We start from the raw sequence: 21484 nt of genomic DNA on the forward strand, positions 1-21484 counted from the left end.
TTTTTCTGGATTGCGGTTCAAGGCCGCAATGACAGCCTTACTTGGTCGCCGAAGCCGGCGCAGCCGGCGCCGTGACCGCCGCCGGAGCTTCCATCTTCGGCGCAGCCGTCGCTTCGCCGCCGTGGAACTTCACCACCAGCGGCACGATGAGCAGCGCCACGATGTTGATGATCTTGATCAGCGGGTTCACGGCCGGGCCGGCCGTGTCCTTGTACGGGTCGCCCACGGTGTCGCCGGTCACGGCGGCCTTGTGCGTGTCTCCGCCCTTCTTGTGCGTGACGCCGTCCTTGTCGACGAAGTTGTCCTCGATCAGTTTCTTCGCGTTGTCCCAGGCGCCGCCGCCCGTACACATGGAGATGGCGACGAACAGGCCCGTCACGATCGTGCCCATCAACAGGCCGCCCAGAGCCTTCGGGCCGAGCGCGAGGCCGACAACGATCGGCACCACCACCGGCAGCAGCGACGGAATCATCATTTCCTTGATGGCCGCTTTGGTCAGCATGTCCACGGCCACGCCGTATTCCGGCTTGGCCGTGCCTTCCATGATGCCCTTGATCTCGCGGAACTGGCGGCGCACTTCGACCACGACGGCACCGGCGGCGCGGCCCACGGCCTCCATCGCCATGGCGCCGAACAGGTAGGGGATCAGGCCGCCGATGAACAGGCCGACGATGACCATCGGGTCCGACAGGTCGAAGCTGATCGACTGGCCGTAGCTTTCCAGCTTGTGCGTGTAGTCGGCGAACAGCACGAGCGCCGCGAGACCGGCGGAGCCGATCGCGTAGCCCTTGGTCACGGCCTTGGTGGTGTTGCCCACGGCGTCCAGCGGGTCGGTGACGTCGCGCACGGAAGAGGGCAGGTCGGCCATTTCGGCGATACCGCCGGCGTTGTCGGTGATCGGGCCGTAGGCGTCGAGCGCCACCACGATGCCCGCCATGCTCAGCATGGAGGTCGCGGCGATGGCGATGCCGAACAGGCCTGCCAGCTTGTACGACAGCAGGATCGCGATACACACGCAGATCACCGGCCAGGCCGTGGAACGCATCGACACGCCCAGGCCGGCGATGATGTTGGTGCCGTGACCGGTGGTCGAAGCCTGCGCGATGTGGCGCACCGGCGAGTACTGCGTGCCGGTGTAGAACTCGGTGATCCAGACCAGCGCCCCGGTCAGCACCAGGCCGACGGCGCAGGCGCCGAACAGGCGCATCTGCGTGCCGGTGGCGGTGATGGCGTTGTCGGGCATCAGCCAGGTCGTGACGAAGTAGAAGGCGATCAGCGACAGGATGCCGGCGACGGCCAGGCCCTTGTACAGGGCGGGCATCACGTTGACCATGCCGGTCTTGGCCTTAACGAAGAAGCAGCCGATGATCGAGGCGATGATCGACACGCCGCCCAGCGCCAGCGGATACAGCACGGCGCTGGTGGCCGCGCCCTTGACCAGCAGAGCGCCCAGCACCATGGTGGCGATCAGCGTCACGGCGTAGGTCTCGAACAGGTCGGCCGCCATACCGGCGCAGTCGCCGACGTTGTCACCGACGTTGTCGGCGATCACGGCCGGATTGCGCGGATCATCTTCGGGGATGCCGGCTTCCACCTTGCCCACCAGGTCGGCGCCGACGTCAGCGCCCTTGGTGAAGATGCCGCCGCCCAGCCGCGCGAAGATCGAGATGAGCGAGGAGCCGAAGGCAAAGCCGATCAGCGGGTTCAGCAGCTTGGCCAGGTCCTTGTCCGGCGTCATGTTGCCGTTGCCGACCAGGAACCAGTAGAAGGCCGTGACGCCCAGCAGGCCCAGGCCCACCACCAGCATGCCGGTGATGGCGCCGCCGCGGAAGGCGACGTCCAGTGCGGGGCCGATGCCCTTGGTGGCCGCCTGCGCGGTGCGCACGTTGGCGCGGACCGACACGTTCATGCCGATGAAGCCGCAAGCCCCAGAAAGCACTGCGCCGATGATGAAGCCAACCGCGGTTTGCGTGTCGAGGAAGACGCCGATGAGGATCGCGAGGACCACGCCGACGATGGCGATGGTTTTGTACTGGCGCGCCAGGTAAGCCGCCGCGCCGGCCTGGATGGCCGCCGCGATCTCCTGCATGCGGGCATTGCCCGCGTCCTGCGAAAGAATCCACCCTCGAGCCCAGAAGCCATAAGCGACGGCCGCAAAGCCGCACACGAGCGCCAATATCAGCGCCGAATTGCCTGTCATTTGGTTTTCTCCTACGTTGTTTCGCTGTGAGTAACGTGCTTAGAGGCGCCACGCGAGCGGTGCCTCCGCTGCGTTGCTTCCTCGCAAGCCCCCCGAGAACCGGGGCGGAGACGATTGGCCAACCGGCGGAATATAAGCGCAAACCTGTGACGGATTTGCGTCGGGCCGAGGAAAGCAAGGCTGACGAAAGTAAAATCAGGGTTAATCCTAGGCTTTGTTATCCCTGCATTCACCCAAAAGAAAACCATGTCCCTCGATCAAGTCTCCCCCGGCAAGAACGTTCCCGACGCCTTCAACGTGATCATCGAGATCCCGATGAACGCCGATCCCGTGAAGTACGAAGTGGACAAGGAAACCGGCGCCATCTTCGTGGACCGCTTCATGAGCACGTCCATGCACTACCCCACCAACTACGGCTACGTGCCCAAGACCATCAGTGGCGACGGCGACCCGTGCGACGTGCTGGTGATCACGCCCGTCCCGCTCATCCCCGGCGTGGTGGTGACCTGCCGCCCGATCGGCATCCTGAAGATGGAAGACGAAGCGGGCCAGGACGGCAAGATCCTCGCCGTGCCGGTCGACAAGATTTTGTCGATCTACACCCAGTGGCAAAAGCCGGAAGACCTGAACCCGTTGCGCCTGAAGACCATCTCCCACTTCTTCGAGCACTACAAGGACCTGGAACCCGGCAAGTGGGTGAAGATCCTCGGCTGGGAAGGCGCTGACGCGGCGCGCCAGGAAATCCTGGAAGGCATCGAGAACTACAAGAAACAGAACGGCTGAGTTTGCGAGGGGAGGCCCTCAGCCGCCTGACGCTTCTGTCTCGGCTTCTTCATACTCGTAGTAGGGCTTGATCTCGCGGTTGAGGTACGCCCCGATCGATTCCGCGCCGCGCAGAGCGTGGAATTCATGGGGCGGCACGCGGAAGTAGTTGTAGAGCTTGCCGTTGTTGAATCTCACCTGCAGCACCCATTCGCGCTCGTCGTAGCCGATGCTGCGCACGGCCTCCGACTTCACGTGGTCGCGGTGGAGGGACTTGTCGTAATGCATGGGCAAATTGGGCCGCAGAGGTGCCGGCCACGGCGTCGGCGCCGGCTGTCAACGCGTGTCGGTTGAATCCTGCGCCGGGCTGCGGCTCGGCAGCTAGGACCAGATGCGGTAGACCCAGTAGCTCTCGTCATCCCTGATGCGCCGCGCCAGTTCGGTCGGCGTCATGCCAGTGACGGCACGCACCTCGCGGCACAGATGGGCCTGGTCCGCAAAGCCGCCCTCGGCCGCCGCCTCGGCCCAGGAGACAGTGCCGGCTTCCATGCTGGCTCGCGTCTCGAGAAAGGAGCGCTCCGCACGGTGAAAGCGGCGCAGGCCGCGCAGCGGCTGGCCAGCCCAGACCTTGATCCGCCGCTCGACGTTGCGCGCGCTGCGGCCCCACCCCGACGCCGCCACGTGCATGGCCAGGCTGTTGACCCAGTCACCGAGCCTGCTGCCCGGCGCTGCGCCGGCGGCGCGCGCAGCTTGCCAGCGTGGACCGAGGAAGTTGCTGAGCAGTTCCACCCGCGCTTCGTCGCCGGGCGCTTCCATCACCTGCCGGGACAGCGCTTGCCACGGGCTTGCAGCCACGGTTTCCAGCGCCACGAAGCGGTCGGTGTATTGCGACATGTCCAGACCGGTCAGCGCATGCAGGGCCTGGGGGAAAAACAGCACGATGAAGACATGCACCGGGCCGGGGTTGTAGCTGACGCGCGGCCGGGTCCGCGGTCCGCCGAGCGCCACGGGCGGGAACGCGGCCGCACCGTCGGGCACCTGGACCTTGCCTTCGAGGATCCAGCTCACGCTGCACATGGCCGAAGCCGGAAAGTGGTTGAGCCGCTGGTTCGCGGGCAACGGCAGGCGACCGGTCGTGTCGCGGATGACGAACGCGCGCACGCAGGACGCGAGCGGCGTCGGCGGCGCGACGACGCGCGCGGTGGCGGCGAGAGTTTGATCGGCAGGCGGCATGGTGACGCCGGCATGGTAGCGCGCCGCCGGTGCCGGAATCGTTCAAGACGGGCCGAACGGGCCGAGGCACAGTGCTGTCACGGCTGCAAGGCGCAGCCGCAAGAAGAAGGGGAAATCATGGACAGATGGATTGGCAGATGGCTGGTCGGAGTGGGATTGATCCACATGCCGGTAGCCCTCATCGTTCACCGCGCCGCATGGCAGGACATTGCCGGTGCGGGATTTTTCAACGTCGTGCGCGGCCACGTGGACCGGGGCCAGGCCGCGTGGTTCATGATCGCCGGGCTGCTGCTCCTGTTGCTGGGCGCCGTGATCGACGCGCTGGAGAAGGCCCAGGCGCAGCTGCCGCTGGGCCTGGGCATCGCGATGTTGCTCACCGCCTGCTGTGTCCTGGTGCTGATGCCGAAGTCCGGCACCTGGCTGCTGCTGCCGCCGGCCTTCGCACTGATCGCGCGGGGTCTGCAGCCGCAGCCGTGGTGAGCAGCCCGGCCGCTCAGGAGCGCGCCGGATCGGGATAGATGAAGCTCTTCAGCCCGTACAGGCCGGTGCGCTCGAACGGGCGCCACGCGCCCTCGGGCTGGGCGAGCCGATCGGCCACCGCCCACCAAGCACTCGGGTTCAGGCCCAGCCCGATGTGGCTGGCAACCACCTCGATGTTCTCCGTCTCGTCGTGGTCGGGCTGCTGGATGCTGCCTTGCCAGGCCACGATACCGTCGCTGCGCGAGTAGATGCTGGTGGTGGGGACCGGTGGCGCCACCGGCAGGTTGAACTGCTCATGCTCGCGATCGATGCTGCGTCCGCTGGTGAGTTCGTACACGCGCCAAGCGTTGGTCGATTTGGGCGGGCCGGCAAACGGCGAGCCCAGCGTGATCACGCCTCGCACCAGGTCCGGCAATTCCTTGGCCAGCTCGCGTGCGTAGACGCCGCCGAGGCTCCAGCCGATCAGGCTGACCTTGCGCCCGCTGGCGTCGCACGCGTCGCGCAGATCGCGCTTGGCTTTTTCCAGCACACCGGCCCGCGGACCGAAGTTGAAGCCCTGGCTCCAGCCGGCCGTCTTGTAGCCCAGGGTGCCCAGGTAGCCGCGCAACGGAACGGTGGTTGCGTCGCTGGCCGACAGGCCCGGAAACACCAGAACGGTGTGCCCGTCGCTGGCCGGCGCTCGCGAAAGGGCGGGCCACGCGGGCAGCAAGGCACCGAACTCAAACGGGGCTCGACATTCGAGCGCTAGCAGCGCCAGGCTCGGAGGGGGAAGGTCGTGGTTGGGTCTCGGTCTGGAAGTTGCCATAAGCATGCGTTGAACTGCTTTCCTTGTTGTGCGAGCCGTCCTTGCCTCTGAACTCATGGCGGCCCGGATGCACCCTAGCAGTGTTTGCGCACGGCATCGCCGAGCAGTGCGTGCGATGGCAGCTCTTTAGAGTCGCTCACCCAGAAACGGCGTCGCGCACGCGACGTTTGCGCGCCGTCGCGCGGGTTTCCACGGTTGCGGCCGGCTTCTTGCGCGGCTCGGCGACCTTGATGGTCTTGGTCGTCTTGATGGCGGCAGGCTCGGGCTCCTGCGTCACGAACAGCGTCTTCGCTTCCTCGAAGGCTGCTTCGATCATGTCGGCCAGCGCCTGCACGTGCGGCACGGCCTTCTTGTCGGCGATGACGCCGAAGTCGACACTCCCGGCGTACGTCTGGATCGTGATGTTGAGCGCGAGGCCATGCATCACGATCGACAACGGATGGAACGTCCGCATGCGCGCGCCGGCCAGATACAGCGGCACCTGCGGCCCCGGCACGTTGCTGATGGCGACGTTGGCGATGGTGGGCAGCTTGTCGGCGATGCCGCTCTTGCCGTACGTCTTGAACAGCGCCTTGGCGGCGCCGCCCATCACCCACGGCGACAGCAGGGAAGGGTAGTCCGTCGGCAGCACGGACTTGAGGTTGACGAGCGCCTGCTTGACCTTGGCCGTCGAGGCCATGATGGCGTTCATGCGCTTCATCGGGTGGGCCAGGTGCGTGCCCAGGTCCACCACGGTGATGGATGCCTGGTTGTTCAGCTCCTTGTTGCTTTCTTCCCGCAGGCTGACGGGCATCGCGGCGACCAATGGCTTCTTGGGCACCGTCGCGTACTTCTCGAGGTAGTTGCGCAGAGCCGTGGAGCAGATCCACAGCACCATGTCGTTGAAGCTGCCACCGACCGCCTTGGCCATGGCCTTGGATTCGGCGAGCGGCACACTGGCTGTGGCGAACACACGGTGGCGCGTGATGCCGACGTTGAACACGGTCTTGGGCGCGAGGCTGATGGGGGACTTGGGGCGTAGGCTTGTGATGCCCTTGTCGCCGCCGGTGATGGACTGCCGGGCCACCGCCCCGCCCAATGACGTGGCTGCGCTGGGCAGCGAGCGGGCGAGCTTCGCGTACTGCGCGAGCGAATTGGAAAACACAGCGCCGATCATTTCGCCGATTTTCAAGTCGCCCTGCTTGCGGCCTTTGCGCGACGGGTCCGCCGGCGCGACCTCGCGCGGCGTGGCGCTCAGGTCCAGCACCGCGTTGGCCAACACGGTGCCACCCTTGCCATCGAGCGCCGCGTGGTGGATTTTGGAATAGAAGCCCACCAGCTTGCCTTCGACCCCCATGCCGGCAGGTGTCTTGATGTTGTCGAACACGTAGAACTCCCACAGCGGGTGTTCCCGGTCGATCAACTGCCCATGCAGCTTGGCCGCCATGCCCTCGGCCTGTTTCACGGTGAGCTGCCCACCCGCCACCTTGCGGATGTGGAAGTCCAGGTCGACCTGGTCGGCTTCGACCCAGATCGGGTGGCCCAGGTCGAAGGGCATGAAAGCGAGCCGGCGGCTGAAGATGGGCGCGAGGTGCAGGCGCTTCGCGATGTGCGCCTTGACGGCCTGGTGGAAGCTTCCCTTGAAGCCCTTGGGCAGCTCGTAGAGGTTGAGCGACCCCACGTGCATCGGCGTTTCGGGCGTTTCCAGGTACAGGAAGGTGGCATCCAGGCCGCTCAGGGATTTCATTGTGCTTGTCTCCTGCCGCCAGTTTAGCCCTGGCGGAATGGCGTTCTACGCTCCAGGTGCTCAAGGTAATTCCCTATGCCCTGGCCTTCGCGTTCCAGGAAGCGCTCCACCGCGTCGGCAAACGCGGGATGCGCAAGCCAGTGCGCGCTGGTTGTTTTCACCGGCAGCAGCGCGCGGGCCATCTTGTGTTCGCCCTGCGCGCCGCCTTCGAAGCGGTCGAAGCCGTGCTCGATGCACCACTGCAGCGGCTGGTAGTAGCAAGCCTCGAAGTGCAGGCAGTCGACGCGTTCCAGTGCGCCCCAGTAGCGGCCGTAGGCGATCTTTTCTCCGTGCGCTTCGCCGATGGCGATAAGGCTGGAGGCAATCGGATCGCCCCCACGCTCGGCGACGAACATCAGCCAGCTGGAAGGCATGTCCTGCGCCATCCGGCGGAAGAAATCGCGGCTGAGGTAGGGCGCGTTCCCGTGTTCGTAGTAGGTGCGTTCATAGCAGCGGTAGAAGAAGTCCCAATCGGCCGTGCAGATACCGGTGCCGAGCGACCAGCGGAACGTGACGCCGGCCTCGGCCACTTTGCGCCGCTCCTGGCGGATCTTCTTGCGCTTTTCTTGCGCAAGGCTCGCGAGAAAGCCGTCGAAATCGCGCCAGGACTGGTTCATCCAATGGAACTGGACGGTGTGGCGCAACATCATCCCCGCGTGTTCGCAGGCAACGACGTCTTCGTCCGCAAGAAAGAGCAGGTGCAATGACGAAAGCCCCTGTGCGCGGCACCACGCCAGCGCGGCTTCCAACAAGGCCCGACGCGCCGCGGCGTCATGCGCCAGCAGGCGCGCGCCAGGCACGGGCGTGAACGGTGGGGCGACAAGCGCTTTGGGGTAGTACGCCAAGCCGTGCTGCTCGTAGGCGTTGGCCCAGGCCCAGTCGAACACGTACTCGCCGTAGGAGTGATCCTTGAGGTACAGGGCGCAGGCGGCCTGAAGTTCACCACCGCGCCAAAGCGTGACGAAGCTGGGCGTCCAGCCGGTCTTGGGCGACGCGCTCTTGCTGCGTTCCATGGCGGCCAGGTACGCGTGGCGCATGAATGGGCTGGGCGCGCTTTGCCGGCCCAGCAACGTGTCCCATTGCGCCGGATCCACCTCGAGCACTGAACCCAGCACCCGGGTGACATAATCGTTCGAGCTATTTTTCACGTCGCCATGGCTCTCAAACTCTGTATTGCACAGCTCAACTTCATCGTGGCCGACACGGCCGGCAACGCCCAGAAAATCATCGACGCGGCGCGCACCGCGTACGCGCAGGGTGCACGCCTCGTGCTCACGCCCGAGCTGTCGATCTGCGGCTATGCGGCCGAGGACCTCTTCCTGCGCCCGGCCTTCATCGCTGCTTGCGATGATGCCGTGAAAACGGTGGCCCGCGAACTGGCCGGGTTAAAAGGGCTGCACGTCGTCGTGGGCCACCCGATGGGCGGCGACATCCGCAGCAAATCGGTGGCGGTGCAGCGGCGCTTCAACGCCGCGAGCGTCCTCTGCGAAGGCCGCGTGCTCGAGACGTATGCCAAGCGCGAGCTGCCCAACTACCAGGTGTTCGACGAGCGGCGCTATTTCACGCCGGGGCAGGGCACCTGCGTGTTGCGGGTCGAAGGCGTGAATGTGGGTCTGCTGATCTGCGAAGACGCCTGGTTCGACGAGCCCGGCCAGCTGGCCAAGGAAGCCGGCGCCGAGGTGCTCGCCGTCATCAACGCGTCGCCCTTTCACGTGGGCAAGGGCGGCGAGCGCGTGGCGCGGATGGCCGAGCGGGCCCAGGCGCTGGGCGTGCCGGTTATCTACGCCCATTTGGTGGGCGGCCAGGACGAAGTGGTGTTCGACGGCGCATCGTTTGCCGTGAATGCCGCGGGCGAACTGTGCGGGCGTGCGCCGGGTTTCCAGGAGGATCTGTTCTACATCGAGGCGAACCGGGTCAACGGCGGTGTGAAACTCAGCGCCAACATGACGCACGAGCGCACGCCGGAAGCCGACCTGTGGGACGCGCTGGTGCTGGGCGTGCGCGACTACATCGGCAAGAATGGGTTCCCCGGCGTGCTGCTCGGCCTGTCCGGCGGCATCGACTCGGCGCTCGTGCTGGCCGTGGCCGTCGACGCGCTGGGCCGCGACAAGGTTCGCGCGGTGATGATGCCGTCGCCCTACACGGCCGACATCTCGTGGATCGACGCGCGCGACATGGCCCACCGCCTGGGCGTGCGTTACGACGAGATCTCGATTTCGCCTGAGTTCGAAGCGTTCAAGGCCTCGCTCGCGAACGAGTTCAAGGGGCTGCCCGAAGACACGACCGAGGAAAACATCCAGGCGCGCATCCGCGGCGTGTTCCTGATGGCCTTGTCCAACAAGTTCGGCAGTATCGTCCTGACCACGGGCAACAAGAGCGAGATGGCCACCGGCTATTGCACGCTGTACGGCGACATGGCCGGCGGCTTCGCGGTGATCAAGGACTTGCTCAAGACCACGGTGTTCAGGCTGGCACGGTGGCGCAACATCCACGATCCGTACGGCGCCGGCATCAGCCCGATCCCCGAGCGAATCATCACCCGGCCGCCCAGCGCCGAATTGCGGCCCGACCAGACCGACCAGGACAGCCTGCCGCCCTACGAAGTGCTGGACGCCATCCTGGGGCGCTACATGGAGAACGACCAGGGCGTGGAAGAGATCATCGCCGCCGGCTTCGACCGCGCCGTGGTGGAGCGTGTCGCCCGCCTGATCCGCATCAACGAATACAAGCGCCGGCAGGCGCCGGTGGGGATTCGGGTGACCCATCGTAGCTTCGGCAAGGATTGGCGCTATCCTATAACCGGTAAATTCCGCGCTTAACCCTTTCCACCGGATTCCCAAGGCACGCCATGAAACAGATCACCGCCGTCGTCAAACCCTTCAAGCTCGAGGAAGTGCGTGAGGCGCTCGCCGATTGCGGCGTGACGGGCCTCACGGTGACCGAGGTCAAGGGGTTCGGCCGCCAGAAGGGCCATACCGAGCTGTATCGAGGCGCGGAGTACGTCGTCGACTTCCTGCCCAAGGTCAAGGTCGAAGTGGTGGTGAAGGACGACGACGTGGAGCGCTGCGTCGACGCTATCGTCAAGGCAGCGCGCACCGGCAAGATCGGCGACGGCAAGATTTTCATCACCACGGTGGAGCGCGTCGTGCGCATCCGCACCGGCGAAACGGACGAATCGGCGGTTTAAGTTAGTGTAGGGCGGGTGCCCTTCGCGTTGGTGCGTTCGGAGACCTCGCGGCAACGCCGTGCATGGCCGGGCCGCGGCGCGATGGCTACGGCGTCCGGCATCGCTTGCTCATCGCAAGCTCCTGCCGGAGTCCCCGCGCTGAACGGTCTTGCGGCCCGCGCGGCACAACTCGCCTCCGCTTCGCTGCGACTCAAACAAGTGCCGCGAGCATGAGACGGTCGCGTCGCAAGCGACGCTGGGCCGCAAGACCGTCCACCGCGGGCGCCTGAGCTTTATTCGCGCCGCAGCCCGGCCATGCACGGCGTTGCAGTGAGACGGTGGCGTGCCGGCGGTGGCGCGCCAATGTTGGGGCGAACAGGTGAAGCGTTGGCCGTCCACCGGCGGCGTGCCTCGATGGTTTGCGAAGCTGTGCGTGGGCGGGCTGCGGCGCGAATAAAGCCCAGGCGCTTGCGGCGGGTGACTCCGCGACCCAGCACGGCTCAAGCCGTGCGACCGTTTCATGCTCGCGGCACCTGTTTGAGCCCGGAGCGAAGCGCAGGCGAGTTGTGCCGCGCGGGTCGCGGGGTCACCCGGCGCAAGGAATTCGGCAGGAGGTGCGAAGCACTGAAGCCGAACGCCGTAGCCATCGCGCCGCAGCCCGCCCGCGCACAGCTTTGCTGCGAGGTCTCAGATCCCCACGTAGATGAGAGGCATCCATGAACTTGCGGCGAAAGGGACTAGGCCGGTTCGTCGCCCAGCGTGAAGTAGAAACTGGCGCCTTCGCCCGGCCGCGAGTGGGCCCAGATGCGGCCCGAGTGCCGCGAGATGATGCGCCGCACGTTGGCGAGCCCGATCCCCGAGCCCGGGAATTCCGTCTGGGGATGCAGGCGCTGGAAAGCACCGAACAGGTTTTGGGCATAGGCCATCTCGAACCCGACACCGTTGTCCCGCACGCAGAACACTGTTTCCCCCTCGGGCCCTTCGATGGCCTCGACGGCGATCTCGGTGCGTGCCGCCAGGGCCGTGAACTTCCAGGCATTCGACAGGAGATTGTCCAGCACCAGTTGCAGCAGCCGGGGATCGCCATGCGCAGCCATCCCTTCCTGGACGCAGAAATCCGTTTCCCGCGCGGCCGGGTGTTCACAACAGGTTTGCAGGGCCGTGCGGGCCATGGCGGACAAGTCGACGCGCTCCCAGCGAAGCTCGGCGCGCGAGAGCTGGGCCAGCGAGAGCAGGGCGTCGATCATTTCCGAGGTGCGGCTTGCCCCCTCGCGCATCCGGTTGAGGTAGTGCCGGGCCTTGTCGCTGGCCCCGGCGGGCATTTCCTTCTCCAGCGCATAGCCGAAGCCGCCGATCGCGGCGAGCGGCGCGCGCAGATCGTGGGCCACGGAATACGAGAAGGCCTGCAGTTCCTGGTTGGCCATTTCGAGCTGCGCGGTGCGCTGCCGCACGCGCAGCTCCAGCTCCGCGTTGAGCCGCAAGATTTCATCCTGCGCGGCGCGGCGTTCGCCCACGTCGCGAAAGTAGACGGTGAGGCCGCCCTGGCGCGACGGATAGGCGCGTATCTCCAACCAGGTGTCCAGCGGCGGATAGAACTCCTGCAGTTCGACCGTGCGGCCTTCCTGCAGCGCGAGGCTGTACGCCGCTTCGAACGACGTGCCGCGCCCTTGCGGGAATTCCTCCCACATGTTGGTTCCGAGCAATTCGGCCCGGCTGCGGCGCAGCACGCGCTCGGCTTCGTGGTTGACGTAGGTGAAGCGCCAGTCGGCGTCCACGGTCACCAGGGCGTCCGTGATGCTCTCCAGCGTGGTGGTCAGCCGCTCGGCGAGCTGGTGGATCTCGGCCTCGGCAATCTTGCGGTCGGTGGTGTCCTGGAACGCGCCTTGCACCCGGGCGATGGCGCCCGACGCGTCGCGGACCGCTTCGCCGATCGAGCGCACGCTCAAGCGGCGGCCGCGGACATCGACGATTTCCAGTTCCATGTCAAACGGCGTGCCGCGGCCGACGCACTCGTCGAACGCCGCCACGACGCCTTCGCGGTATTCCGCCGCGCAGAACGCCATGCCTTCCTCGACCGATGGCGAATAGCCGGGCGGCATGCCCACGATCACCGCGAGTTCATCGGACCAGGTGACGGTACGCGTGGGCAGGTCGACTTCCCAGGCCCCGATCCGTCCCAGCCGGCTCGCCATGGACAGCAGTGCCTGTTTGTGCTGCAGTTTTTCCAGCGATGCCCGTTGCTGGGTGATGTCGCGGGTCACATACAGCACGCTTTCCACGCTGCCGTCTTCGGCGCGCAGGGGCGCCGCGTGCGTGTCCATCCACAGCGTCTTGCCCTGGAGGCCGGTCGCGCGCACCTGCAGCCGGCCCGTGCCGCCGGCGGCGACGCGCCGGTGCAACTGGAGCCAGGCGTCCCGGTCGTCGGGGTGGATGAGGTCCGACACCATGCGGCCGGTCACCGCGCCGGCCGCAGGGGCCTCGATCATGTCCAGCCCGGCGCGGTTGATGTCGAGCAGGGTGCCATCCGTCGCGACCGACTTGACGCACTCGGGTTCGTTGTCGATGACCGCGCGCAGGCGGGCCTCGCTCGCGCGCAGCGCGTTTTCCACGCGGCGCCGTTGCGCGTCTTTCTCCCGCGACGCCATCGCAAACGAGAAGTTCTCGGCCAGCGAAGCAAGCAGGGTGATCTCGTCCTCGTCGAAGTACATCGGCTCGCCCGCGTAGACGAAGAACACGGCGACCGCCTGGCCGTCGAGCTTGAGCGGAAAGGCCGCGCAACTGCGGAATCCGCGCGCCAGCGCCTCCTTCCAGAACGCGAAGAACTCGTGGTCGGCCTGGATGTCGTTGCAAACGGACGGCGCCCCCGTGCGGAACGCCTTTCCGCCCGGCCCGAGGCCTTCGCGGTAAAGCGGATCGGTGCTGATGCGGATCGCATCGACGTAGCCGTCGTCGGCGCCCCAGCGCGCTACCGGCATCAGACGGGCCCGCGCCGGTTCGTCACGGCCGACCCAAGCCATGAGGAAGCCGCCACGCTCGACCGCGATGCGGCAGGCCTCTTCGTAGAGCTGGCGCTCGTCGGGCACGCGGACGATGGCCTCGTTGATGCCGCTGGACACGGCATAGAGGCGGTTCAGGCGCTTGATTTTTTCCGCGGGCGACATGATGTTTCCACCCTGGGGCCCCGCGTGCGCCCTCAGATCTGCGAAAGGCTGGTCTGCCGCGGCGCCATGCTGGCCGCTTCCACCAGGCTTTGCAGCAGTTCGGGTAGGTCCGCGCCGACGCGCACCAGATCCATCTGCCAGTCGGTCATGAAGCCATGCTTCACGCCCGACTGCAGGAAGGCGAGCAGCGCGTCGTAATAGCCATGGAGGTTGAGAAGGCCGACCGGCTTGTCGTGGTAGCCGAGCTGGCGCCACGTCCAGACCTCGAAAAATTCCTCGAAGGTGCCGATGCCGCCGGGCAGCGCCAGGAAGGCGTCGGCACGCTCGGCCATCAGGCGCTTGCGTTCATGCATGTTGTCGACCACGTGCAGTTCTGTGCAGTCGAGCTTGGCCCACTCTTTTTCCACCAGCGCATGCGGGATCACACCCACCACGCGCCCGCCGGCTGCGAGGGCTGCGTTGGCCATGACGCCCATCAGGCCGTTGTTGCCGCCGCCATAGACCAGCTGGCCGCCTTGCTCGCCGATCCAGCGGCCCACTGCCTGCGCGGCAAGCGAAAACTCCGGGGAGTTGCCCGTTCGCGCGCCGCAATAGACGCACAGCGAAAACGCCGGCAGGGTCATGAGAAGAACCTCTGGTGCAATGCCGCAACCCAGATGCCCGCGCACAGCACCAGACTGAGCAGCACGGCCGCGCTGCCCATGTCCTTGGCGCGCTTGGAGAGGTCGTGCCATTCGGGGCCGATGCGGTCGATCGCCGTCTCGATGGCCGTATTGAGCAGTTCCACCATCATCACGATGAGGACCGAGCCGGCCAGGAGCGCAATCTCCACCCAGCCGCGGCCGATCCAGAAGGCCAGGGGCAGCAGGAGGATGGACGCCAGCGCTTCCTGCCGGAAGGCGGTTTCGCCCCAGCCTGCGCGCAAACCGGCCAGCGAATAGCCGGCGGCATGCCACACCCGGTTCAGGCCGGTGCGGAACTTTTGCTGATTGGCGGGAGCGAGGGCTTCGGGAGGCGACGACATGGCCGCATTGTCACCCAATGGGATGACAAAACTCTAGCGGCTCAAGGGCGCCGAGTGAACGAGGCGGGTGCCCGCCAGGGCGTCGTGCCAGAACTGCCGCTGGGGATGGAACCGGCTGAGCACGGCCCAAACAGCGACCCAGCCGAGCACCAGCACGGCGATTTCCGGGGCGCGCAGTTTGAGCGGAGCCAGCACGACGAGCGGCGGCAGGAACCAGAGCCAGCAGCACAGGTAGCGCAACAGCGCGCGCAGTTGGCTGATGGGGTGGCCAGCCTTGTCGACCACCCGGATGTTCCAGGTTTTCATCGCCAGGGTTTGGCCACGGGCCCAGAACCAGGCGAAGTAGATTCCGAAAATCACGAACAGGAAAGCCTGCAGCAGCGGACGCCGCGCATCCATGGATTCGCGCATCTGCCCGAGCGTGCTGAACAGCCAGCCGGCGACGAACACCACGGCGAACAGCAGGATGCCTTCGTAGGTCCAGCAGGCCATGCGCCGCCGCAGGCTGGGAGCGGTGAGGTCCAGGACGAGGCCCTTCAGTTGACTTGGCCGCCCTGGGCCGGCTGCGGCAGCAGGGTGTTCTGGTCCACCTGGTGGGCGCCGGCGGCGATGCGGGGCGGCTTGACCACCTGCTTGGGCTGCGGCACCGTGGCGAGCTGTTGCGCCGGCACCGGCTTGACGGCGGCCGCCGTGGCCGGCGGTTTGGCGGCGCCTGCGGCGAGCTTGCGCTTCTCTTCGGGCGAGAGGGCCTGGTAGGCCTCCCACTTCGCTTTCTTGTCGTCGGGCGAAAGGTTCTGCGTTTCGCCGAAGTTCAGGCGGGCCTGGGTCCGCTGGGCCGGACTGAGCGCGGCCCACTCGGTCATCCGGCTGTGCAGCTTGGCCTGCTCGGCCCCCGACATCTTGGGATAGTTCTGGGAAAGGGCCAGCCACTTGCGCTTCTGCGCCTCGTTCACACCGTCCCATGCCGGCGCGAGCGGGGCCAGCGCCTGGCGCTGGGGCTCGGTCAGCTCGGTCCAAAGCGGTTTGGTGGCCGGCTTGGCGGCGGCCTTGATTGCCGAGGCGGCAGGCTTGGGCGCGACCGCTCGCTTGACCGGCGCACTGGCTGCTTGTGACGCGGGTTGAACGGGGGCGGGCGCAGGGGGCGGTGGCACTTGTGCCAAGGCGGCGACGGCAACCGCGCCCACGCTCAGGCAGGCCAGGGCGATGCGCCAGGACCTTTGCCGGGGCAAAGCGACGGAATCGGCCATCGCGGCCTTAATCCCTGCCGGATTTGAGGAACTGCACGAAGCCCGGATCGGCGTAGGCCGCGGGAGGCAGGTCGTCGGTGAGCAGCGCGGCGTCGACTTCGGCCACCTCGCTCGCACGGTTGTCATTCTGGATGGTATGGATCAGCACAAGCCCGGCAACCAGCGCCACCAGCGGCAGCGCGGAGGCGATGCGACCCCACAGGCCGATGCCCTGGTCGCCGAACGACAGGCTGGCGGCGCCGCCAGAAACCGACACGGCGCCGGCGAACACGGCCTCGGGCTTCCGCCGGGCCACGGCCTGCACGCGCGCGGCGCGCAGCCTTTCGGTAACGTCATAGGGGAGCTCGGCTGCTCCGGCAGCCAGGCGCGCGGCAACCTGCCGGCCGAAACGGTCCTGCAGTTGCTGGGTGAGTGGCGAATTCGTCATAGTTGTATTCCCTTTGCCTTCAGTGCCTTGCTGAGGGCCTGGACTGCGCGAGAGCAGTGTGTCTTGACACTGCCTTCCGAGCAGCCCATGGCCGCGGCGGTCTCTGCCACGTCCATGTCCTCCCAATAACGCATCAGGAAGGCTTCACGTTGACGGGCGGGTAACTCCTGGATTTCCGATTCGATTTGCCGCAAGGTTTGTGCCCGCCGCGTGGAATCTTCCGCACTTTCAGCCTGTTGTGAGCCTTCGGCAAAGGAATAAGTTTCAAGAAGATCGAAATCGCCGTCTTCCGACGCGGATTCGAAGTCGCTCATGTTCGAGAACAGGGCGTTTCGGGTCTTCTGGCGGCGAAACCAGTCGAGCGTGCAGTTCGACAGGATTCGCTGGAACAGCATCGGCAACTCGTTGGGAGGCTTGTCGCCATAGTGCTCGGCCAGCTTCATCATGCTGTCCTGCACGATGTCCAGCGCGGCCTCCTCGTCCCGCACGTGGTAGATCGAGCGCTTGAAGGCCCGTTTTTCCACGCTCTTGAGGAAGTCGGAAAGTTCTCGTTCGGTTGCCAAGGAGTGGGAGCCTGGTCGGCCGCGGGTCTCGTTTTTTTGGTATGTCCGGGACGCTTTGCGTACCGTTAGCCAGAAATTATGGCATTGCGATCCAGGTTTCTCGCGAGGGCGGCGTGTTGCAGTGCGATAATGCACACGCAAGTCAAAAGGCAAACGAGCCCTGATCCGGCGTTGCGATAAGCGCGTCCATGGTCTGTGGTTCTAAGTTCCGTACCGGCCTCACAAGGGCGCGCGAGGAGCACCCAAGGTTTTTCGTCAGAGAAAATCGCAAAGGTTGATCATGGAAATGTCCAAGGCGGAACTCAGTTCCGCGGCTGCCGCTACGGCCAGCCAAACTCTCGAACTCCGCGGCGCGGAAATCCTCGTCAAGACCCTGCAAGCCGAGAACGTCAAGTACGTCTGGGGCTATCCGGGCGGCGCGGTGTTGCACATTTACGACGCGTTCTACAAGCAGGACACCATCCAGCACGTTCTGGTGCGCCACGAACAGGCGGCCGTGCACGCTGCAGACGGCTATGCGCGCGCCACCGGTGACGTCGGCGTCGCGCTGGTCACGTCCGGTCCGGGCGTCACCAATGCCGTTACCGGCATCGCGACGGCCTACATGGACAGCATCCCGATGGTGATCATCACCGGCCAGGTGCCCAGCCATGCCATCGGCCTGGACGCCTTCCAGGAATGCGACACCGTGGGCATCACGCGCCCCATCGTCAAGCACAACTTCCTCGTCAAGGACGTGAAGACGCTGGCCGACGTCATGAAGAAGGCCTTCCACATCGCCCGCAGCGGGCGCCCCGGCCCGGTGGTGGTGGACATCCCGAAGGACATCTCCTTCAACAAGACCGCGTACACCGGCTATCCGACCAGCGTCGAGATGCGCTCGTACAACCCGGTGCGCAAAGGCCATGGCGGGCAGATCCGCAAGGCGCTGCAACTGCTGTTGGCTGCCAAGCGCCCGTACATCTACACCGGCGGCGGCGTGATCCTGGGCAACGCAACGGCCGAGCTGCGCCAGCTCGTGGACATGCTCGGCTACCCGGTCACCAACACGCTGATGGGCCTGGGCGCCTACCCGGCCAGCGACCGCAAATTCCTGGGCATGCTGGGCATGCACGGCACCATCGAAGCCAACAACGCGATGCAGAACTGCGACGTGCTGCTGGCCGTGGGCGCGCGCTTCGACGACCGCGTGATCGGCAACCCCAAGCACTTCGCGCAGAACGAACGCAAGATCGTCCACATCGACATCGACCCGTCCAGCATCTCCAAGCGCGTCAAGGTCGACATCCCGATCGTCGGCGACGTCAAGGATGTGCTCAGCGAGCTGATCGCGATGATCAAGGAGTCCAACACCAAGCCGGACGGCGACGCCCTCGGCGCCTGGTGGGACACGATCGAAGGCTGGCGCAAGAAGGACTGCCTGCGCTACGACCGCAAGAACACCGAAGTGATCAAGCCGCAGTACGTGGTCGAGACCTTGTGGAACATGACCAAGGACGCCGACGCGTACGTGACGTCGGATGTGGGCCAGCACCAGATGTGGGCCGCGCAGTACTACCGGTTCGACCAGCCGCGCCGCTGGATCAACTCCGGCGGCCTGGGCACCATGGGCGTGGGCATCCCCTACGCCATGGGCATCAAGCTGGCCAAGCCGCAAAGCGAGGTGTATTGCATCACCGGCGAAGGCTCGGTGCAGATGTGCATTCAGGAGCTTTCGACCTGCCTGCAGTACAACACGCCGATCAAGATCGTCTCCCTGAACAACCGCTACCTGGGCATGGTGCGCCAGTGGCAGGAACTCGATTACGAGGGCCGCTACAGCCACAGCTACATGGACGCGCTGCCCAACTTCGTGAAGCTCGCCGAGGCTTATGGCCACGTCGGGATGCTGATCGAGCACCCGAAGGACGTCGAGCCGGCCCTGCGCGAAGCGCGCAAGCTCAAGGACCGCACCGTGTTCATGGATTTTCGCACCGACCCGACGGAGAACGTGTTCCCCATGGTTCAGGCCGGCAAGGGCATCACCGAGATGCTGCTGGGCTCCGAAGATCTCTAAACCCGCATCCCAACCGTAAAGCGGCGAATCTATCGCTTGCCGAGCCCACCGGTTACCGCCGGTGGGGGAGGGCAGCGAAATGAGGAGCCGGAGGACAACATGAAACACATCATCGCAGTTCTGCTGGAGAACGAGCCCGGCGCTCTCTCCCGTGTCGTGGGCCTGTTCTCTGCCCGCGGCTACAACATCGAATCGCTCACCGTGGCGCCGACCGAAGACGCGACGCTGTCGCGCATGACGATCCAGACCAGCGGGTCGGATGACGTCATCGAGCAGATCACCAAGCACCTGAACCGGCTCATCGAAGTCGTGAAGGTGGTCGACCTCACCGAGGGCGCCTACACCGAGCGCGAGCTCATGATGGTGAAGGTGCGCGCCGTCGGCAAGGAGCGCGAGGAGATGAAGCGCATGGCCGACATTTTCCGCGGCCGCATCATCGACGTGACCGAGAAGAGCTACACCATCGAACTCACCGGCGACCAGGGCAAGAACGACGCCTTCCTGGAAGCCATCGACCGCAGCGCGATCCTGGAGACCGTGCGTACGGGTTCCAGCGGCATCGGCCGAGGCGAACGCATCTTGCGCGTCTGAACACACTTAACCAATTTCAACGGAGAGAAAGACCATGAAGGTTTATTACGACAAGGACTGTGACCTGAGCCTGATCAAGGGCAAGACCGTCGCGATCATCGGCTACGGCTCACAAGGCCACGCGCACGCGCAGAACCTGAACGACAGCGGCGTCAAGGTCATCGTCGGCCTGCGCAAGGGCGGCGCCTCCTGGCCCAAGGTCGAAAAGGCCGGCCTCAAGGTTGCTGAAGTCGCCGACGCGGTGAAGTCCGCCGACGTGGTCATGATCCTGCTGCCCGACGAGCAGATCGCCACCGTGTACAAGAACGACGTCGAGCCGAACATCAAGCAGGGTGCGTCCCTCGTGTTCGCCCACGGCTTCAACGTGCACTACGGCTTCGTCACGCCTCGCGCTGACCTCGACGTGTGGATGGTCGCCCCGAAGGCCCCCGGCCACACCGTGCGTGGCACCTACGCCCAGGGCGGCGGCGTGCCCCACCTGGTGGCGGTGCACCAGGACAAGTCGGGCAAGGCCCGCGACCTGGCGCTGTCGTACTCGATGGCCAATGGCGGCGGCAAGGCCGGCATCATCGAGACCAACTTCCGCGAAGAGACGGAGACCGACCTGTTCGGCGAGCAGGCCGTGCTGTGCGGCGGCACCGTCGAGCTGATCAAGGCCGGCTTCGAGACGCTGGTGGAAGCCGGCTACGCGCCCGAGATGGCGTACTTCGAGTGCCTGCACGAGCTCAAGCTGATCGTCGACATGATCTATGAAGGCGGCATCGCCAACATGAACTACTCGATCTCGAACAACGCGGAATACGGCGAGTACGTCACCGGCCCGCGCATCGTGACGGACGAGACCAAGAAGGTCATGAAGCAGGTCCTGAAGGACATCCAGTCGGGCGAATACGCCAAGAGCTTCATCCTGGAAAACCGCGCCGGCGCGCCGACGCTGATCTCCAAGCGCCGCATCATGGCCGAGCACCAGATTGAGACCGTGGGCGAGCAGCTGCGCGCGATGATGCCCTGGATCAAGAAGAACAAGCTGGTCGACCAGACCAGGAACTGAGCCCACCCCCGAAGCGGCCTTCGGCCGCCTCCCCCTCAAGGGGGCGCCGCGAGCGGCCCGGCAAAGCCGGTTCCGCCGCGGCCCCGCAGTTACACTCCTGCGGATGCACCATGGCAACGAAAACCACGACCTGACGCCCACCGAAGGGCTGGTGGTCCGCAAGCGCCGCAAGGGCATCTACATCCTGCCCAATCTGTTCACGCTGGCGGCGCTCTTCGGCGGCTTCTACGCGATCGTGATGGCCATGAACAACCGCTTCGACCTGGCGGCGGTGGGAATCTTCTGCGCCATGGTTCTCGACAGCCTGGATGGGCGGGTGGCGCGCATGACCAACACCCAGAGCGCATTCGGCGAGCAGATGGATTCGCTGTCCGATATGGTGTCCTTCGGCGCCGCCCCTGCATTGGTCGCGTACGAGTGGGCGCTGAGAGGCCTGGGACGCTGGGGTTGGTTCGCGGCATTCGTCTATTGCGCCTGCGCCGCGCTGCGGCTTGCACGTTTCAACGTCAACACCGCCGTGGTCGACAAGCGCTACTTCCAGGGCCTGCCGTCGCCGGCCGCGGCGGCGATCGTCGCGGGGTTCATCTGGCTTTTGAATGACATGGAGGTCAAGGGCTCGCAGGTTGAGTGGGTGATGTTCGTCGTCGCGCTCTATGCCGGGCTGACGATGGTCACCAACGTGCCGTTCTACAGCTTCAAGGACGTGCAGATGAAAAAGAGCGTGCCCTTCGTGGTGATCGTCGCCATTGCGCTGGGCATCGCCGTGATCAATGTGCACCCGCCCATCGTGTTGTTCGCGCTGTTCGTTGTCTATGGCCTGTCAGGCTACGTGCTCTATGGCTGGCGCAAGTTCAAGGGGCAGCAAACCAGCGTGATCAGCACTTCCACCGATGAGCCTGAGGAGAGCGGTCTCCATCGGTGATGAGGGGCATCGCGCGCCGCAAGGCCCACGC

General features: G+C 65.6%; 21 protein-coding genes. 8 read left to right on the forward strand and 13 right to left on the reverse strand.

Translation table 11 applies throughout. The features are described from left to right. Positions 1–37: 37 nt before the first annotated feature. Positions 38–2200, reverse strand: a complete 2163-nt coding sequence (locus EEB15_RS10745; RefSeq protein WP_141509839.1) for a sodium-translocating pyrophosphatase — start codon at positions 2198–2200, stop codon at positions 38–40. Positions 2201–2446: 246 nt separating this feature from the next. On the opposite strand from EEB15_RS10745, the gene ppa reads away from it, so the two are divergent. Further along, positions 2447–2983, forward strand: a complete 537-nt coding sequence (gene ppa, locus EEB15_RS10750) for an inorganic diphosphatase (RefSeq protein ID WP_141509840.1) — start codon at positions 2447–2449, stop codon at positions 2981–2983. An 18-nt stretch (positions 2984–3001) separates the two neighbouring features. Here the strand turns inward: ppa and EEB15_RS10755 are convergent, their stop codons facing one another. Both EEB15_RS10755 and EEB15_RS10760 read right to left on the reverse strand, forming a co-directional pair. Then, on the reverse strand, positions 3002–3250 hold the full coding sequence (locus tag EEB15_RS10755) for a KTSC domain-containing protein (protein WP_141509841.1): 249 nt from the start codon (positions 3248–3250) through the stop codon (positions 3002–3004). 93 nt (positions 3251–3343) lie between these two features. Then, complete coding sequence (locus tag EEB15_RS10760; RefSeq protein WP_141509842.1) at positions 3344–4195, reverse strand: DUF6597 domain-containing transcriptional factor; 852 nt, start codon at positions 4193–4195, stop codon at positions 3344–3346. Positions 4196–4312: 117 nt separating this feature from the next. Here EEB15_RS10760 and EEB15_RS10765 point away from each other — a divergent pair, with 117 nt between their 5' ends. Continuing rightward, complete coding sequence (locus EEB15_RS10765) at positions 4313–4675, forward strand: DUF6463 family protein (RefSeq protein ID WP_141509843.1); 363 nt, start codon at positions 4313–4315, stop codon at positions 4673–4675. A 13-nt stretch (positions 4676–4688) separates the two neighbouring features. Here the strand turns inward: EEB15_RS10765 and EEB15_RS10770 are convergent, their stop codons facing one another. The 3 genes from EEB15_RS10770 to EEB15_RS10780 all read right to left on the reverse strand — a co-directional run bounded on the left by EEB15_RS10770 (position 4689) and on the right by EEB15_RS10780 (position 8393). Next, positions 4689–5486 carry an alpha/beta hydrolase gene (locus tag EEB15_RS10770; RefSeq protein ID WP_370283504.1) on the reverse strand — a complete coding sequence of 266 codons (798 nt, stop codon included), beginning with the start codon at positions 5484–5486 and terminating at the stop codon, positions 4689–4691. A gap of 130 nt (positions 5487–5616) precedes the next feature. Next, positions 5617–7206, reverse strand: coding sequence for a wax ester/triacylglycerol synthase family O-acyltransferase (locus tag EEB15_RS10775; protein WP_141509845.1), 1590 nt, complete (start codon positions 7204–7206; stop codon positions 5617–5619). A 23-nt stretch (positions 7207–7229) separates the two neighbouring features. Then, entirely contained in the window at positions 7230–8393 is a 1164-nt protein-coding gene (locus EEB15_RS10780; RefSeq protein ID WP_141509846.1) for a GNAT family N-acetyltransferase, read from the reverse strand. Positions 8394–8399: 6 nt separating this feature from the next. Here EEB15_RS10780 and EEB15_RS10785 point away from each other — a divergent pair, with 6 nt between their 5' ends. Beyond that, entirely contained in the window at positions 8400–10064 is a 1665-nt protein-coding gene (locus EEB15_RS10785; RefSeq protein ID WP_141509847.1) for an NAD+ synthase, read from the forward strand. A gap of 29 nt (positions 10065–10093) precedes the next feature. After that, positions 10094–10432 (forward strand): P-II family nitrogen regulator, encoded by a 339-nt coding sequence (locus EEB15_RS10790; protein WP_141509848.1) that lies wholly within the window; start codon positions 10094–10096, stop codon positions 10430–10432. 716 nt (positions 10433–11148) lie between these two features. Here EEB15_RS10790 and EEB15_RS10795 read toward each other — a convergent pair. From EEB15_RS10795 to EEB15_RS10825, 7 genes are read right to left on the reverse strand one after another with little or no spacing between them, the layout of a single operon-like run. Next, a complete protein-coding gene (locus EEB15_RS10795) occupies positions 11149–13572 on the reverse strand; it encodes a PAS domain-containing protein (RefSeq protein ID WP_141509849.1) in 2424 nt (807 codons plus the stop codon). Between the two features lie 32 nt (positions 13573–13604). After that, positions 13605–14195, reverse strand: a complete 591-nt coding sequence (locus tag EEB15_RS10800) for a TIGR00730 family Rossman fold protein (RefSeq protein WP_141509850.1) — start codon at positions 14193–14195, stop codon at positions 13605–13607. After that, positions 14192–14596, reverse strand: coding sequence for a diacylglycerol kinase (locus EEB15_RS10805; protein WP_141509851.1), 405 nt, complete (start codon positions 14594–14596; stop codon positions 14192–14194). The genes EEB15_RS10800 and EEB15_RS10805 overlap by 4 nt, the downstream gene beginning before the upstream one ends. Positions 14597–14629: 33 nt before the next feature. Continuing rightward, positions 14630–15136 (reverse strand): RDD family protein, encoded by a 507-nt coding sequence (locus EEB15_RS10810; RefSeq protein ID WP_255466313.1) that lies wholly within the window; start codon positions 15134–15136, stop codon positions 14630–14632. Further along, entirely contained in the window at positions 15133–15843 is a 711-nt protein-coding gene (locus EEB15_RS10815; protein ID WP_141509853.1) for a DUF3106 domain-containing protein, read from the reverse strand. The genes EEB15_RS10810 and EEB15_RS10815 overlap by 4 nt, the downstream gene beginning before the upstream one ends. Before the next feature lie 7 nt (positions 15844–15850). Further along, positions 15851–16270 (reverse strand): DUF3619 family protein, encoded by a 420-nt coding sequence (locus tag EEB15_RS10820; protein ID WP_141509854.1) that lies wholly within the window; start codon positions 16268–16270, stop codon positions 15851–15853. Then, a complete protein-coding gene (locus tag EEB15_RS10825; protein WP_141509855.1) occupies positions 16267–16833 on the reverse strand; it encodes an RNA polymerase sigma factor in 567 nt (188 codons plus the stop codon). The genes EEB15_RS10820 and EEB15_RS10825 overlap by 4 nt, the downstream gene beginning before the upstream one ends. Before the next feature lie 280 nt (positions 16834–17113). Here EEB15_RS10825 and EEB15_RS10830 point away from each other — a divergent pair, with 280 nt between their 5' ends. The 4 genes from EEB15_RS10830 (at position 17114) to pssA (ending at position 21453) form a co-directional block, all read left to right on the forward strand. Continuing rightward, positions 17114–18889 carry an acetolactate synthase 3 catalytic subunit gene (locus EEB15_RS10830; protein ID WP_141509856.1) on the forward strand — a complete coding sequence of 592 codons (1776 nt, stop codon included), beginning with the start codon at positions 17114–17116 and terminating at the stop codon, positions 18887–18889. A 99-nt stretch (positions 18890–18988) separates the two neighbouring features. Next, a complete protein-coding gene (gene ilvN / locus EEB15_RS10835) occupies positions 18989–19480 on the forward strand; it encodes an acetolactate synthase small subunit (protein ID WP_141509857.1) in 492 nt (163 codons plus the stop codon). 34 nt (positions 19481–19514) lie between these two features. After that, complete coding sequence (ilvC, locus tag EEB15_RS10840) at positions 19515–20531, forward strand: ketol-acid reductoisomerase (RefSeq protein WP_141509858.1); 1017 nt, start codon at positions 19515–19517, stop codon at positions 20529–20531. A 103-nt stretch (positions 20532–20634) separates the two neighbouring features. Beyond that, a complete protein-coding gene (gene pssA, locus EEB15_RS10845) occupies positions 20635–21453 on the forward strand; it encodes a CDP-diacylglycerol--serine O-phosphatidyltransferase (protein ID WP_141509859.1) in 819 nt (272 codons plus the stop codon). The last annotated feature ends 31 nt before the right edge of the window (positions 21454–21484 follow it).

Source organism: Ramlibacter sp. WS9, from assembly GCF_003797765.1.
In the GTDB taxonomy this organism is placed as follows: Bacteria; Pseudomonadota; Gammaproteobacteria; order Burkholderiales; family Burkholderiaceae_C; genus Ramlibacter.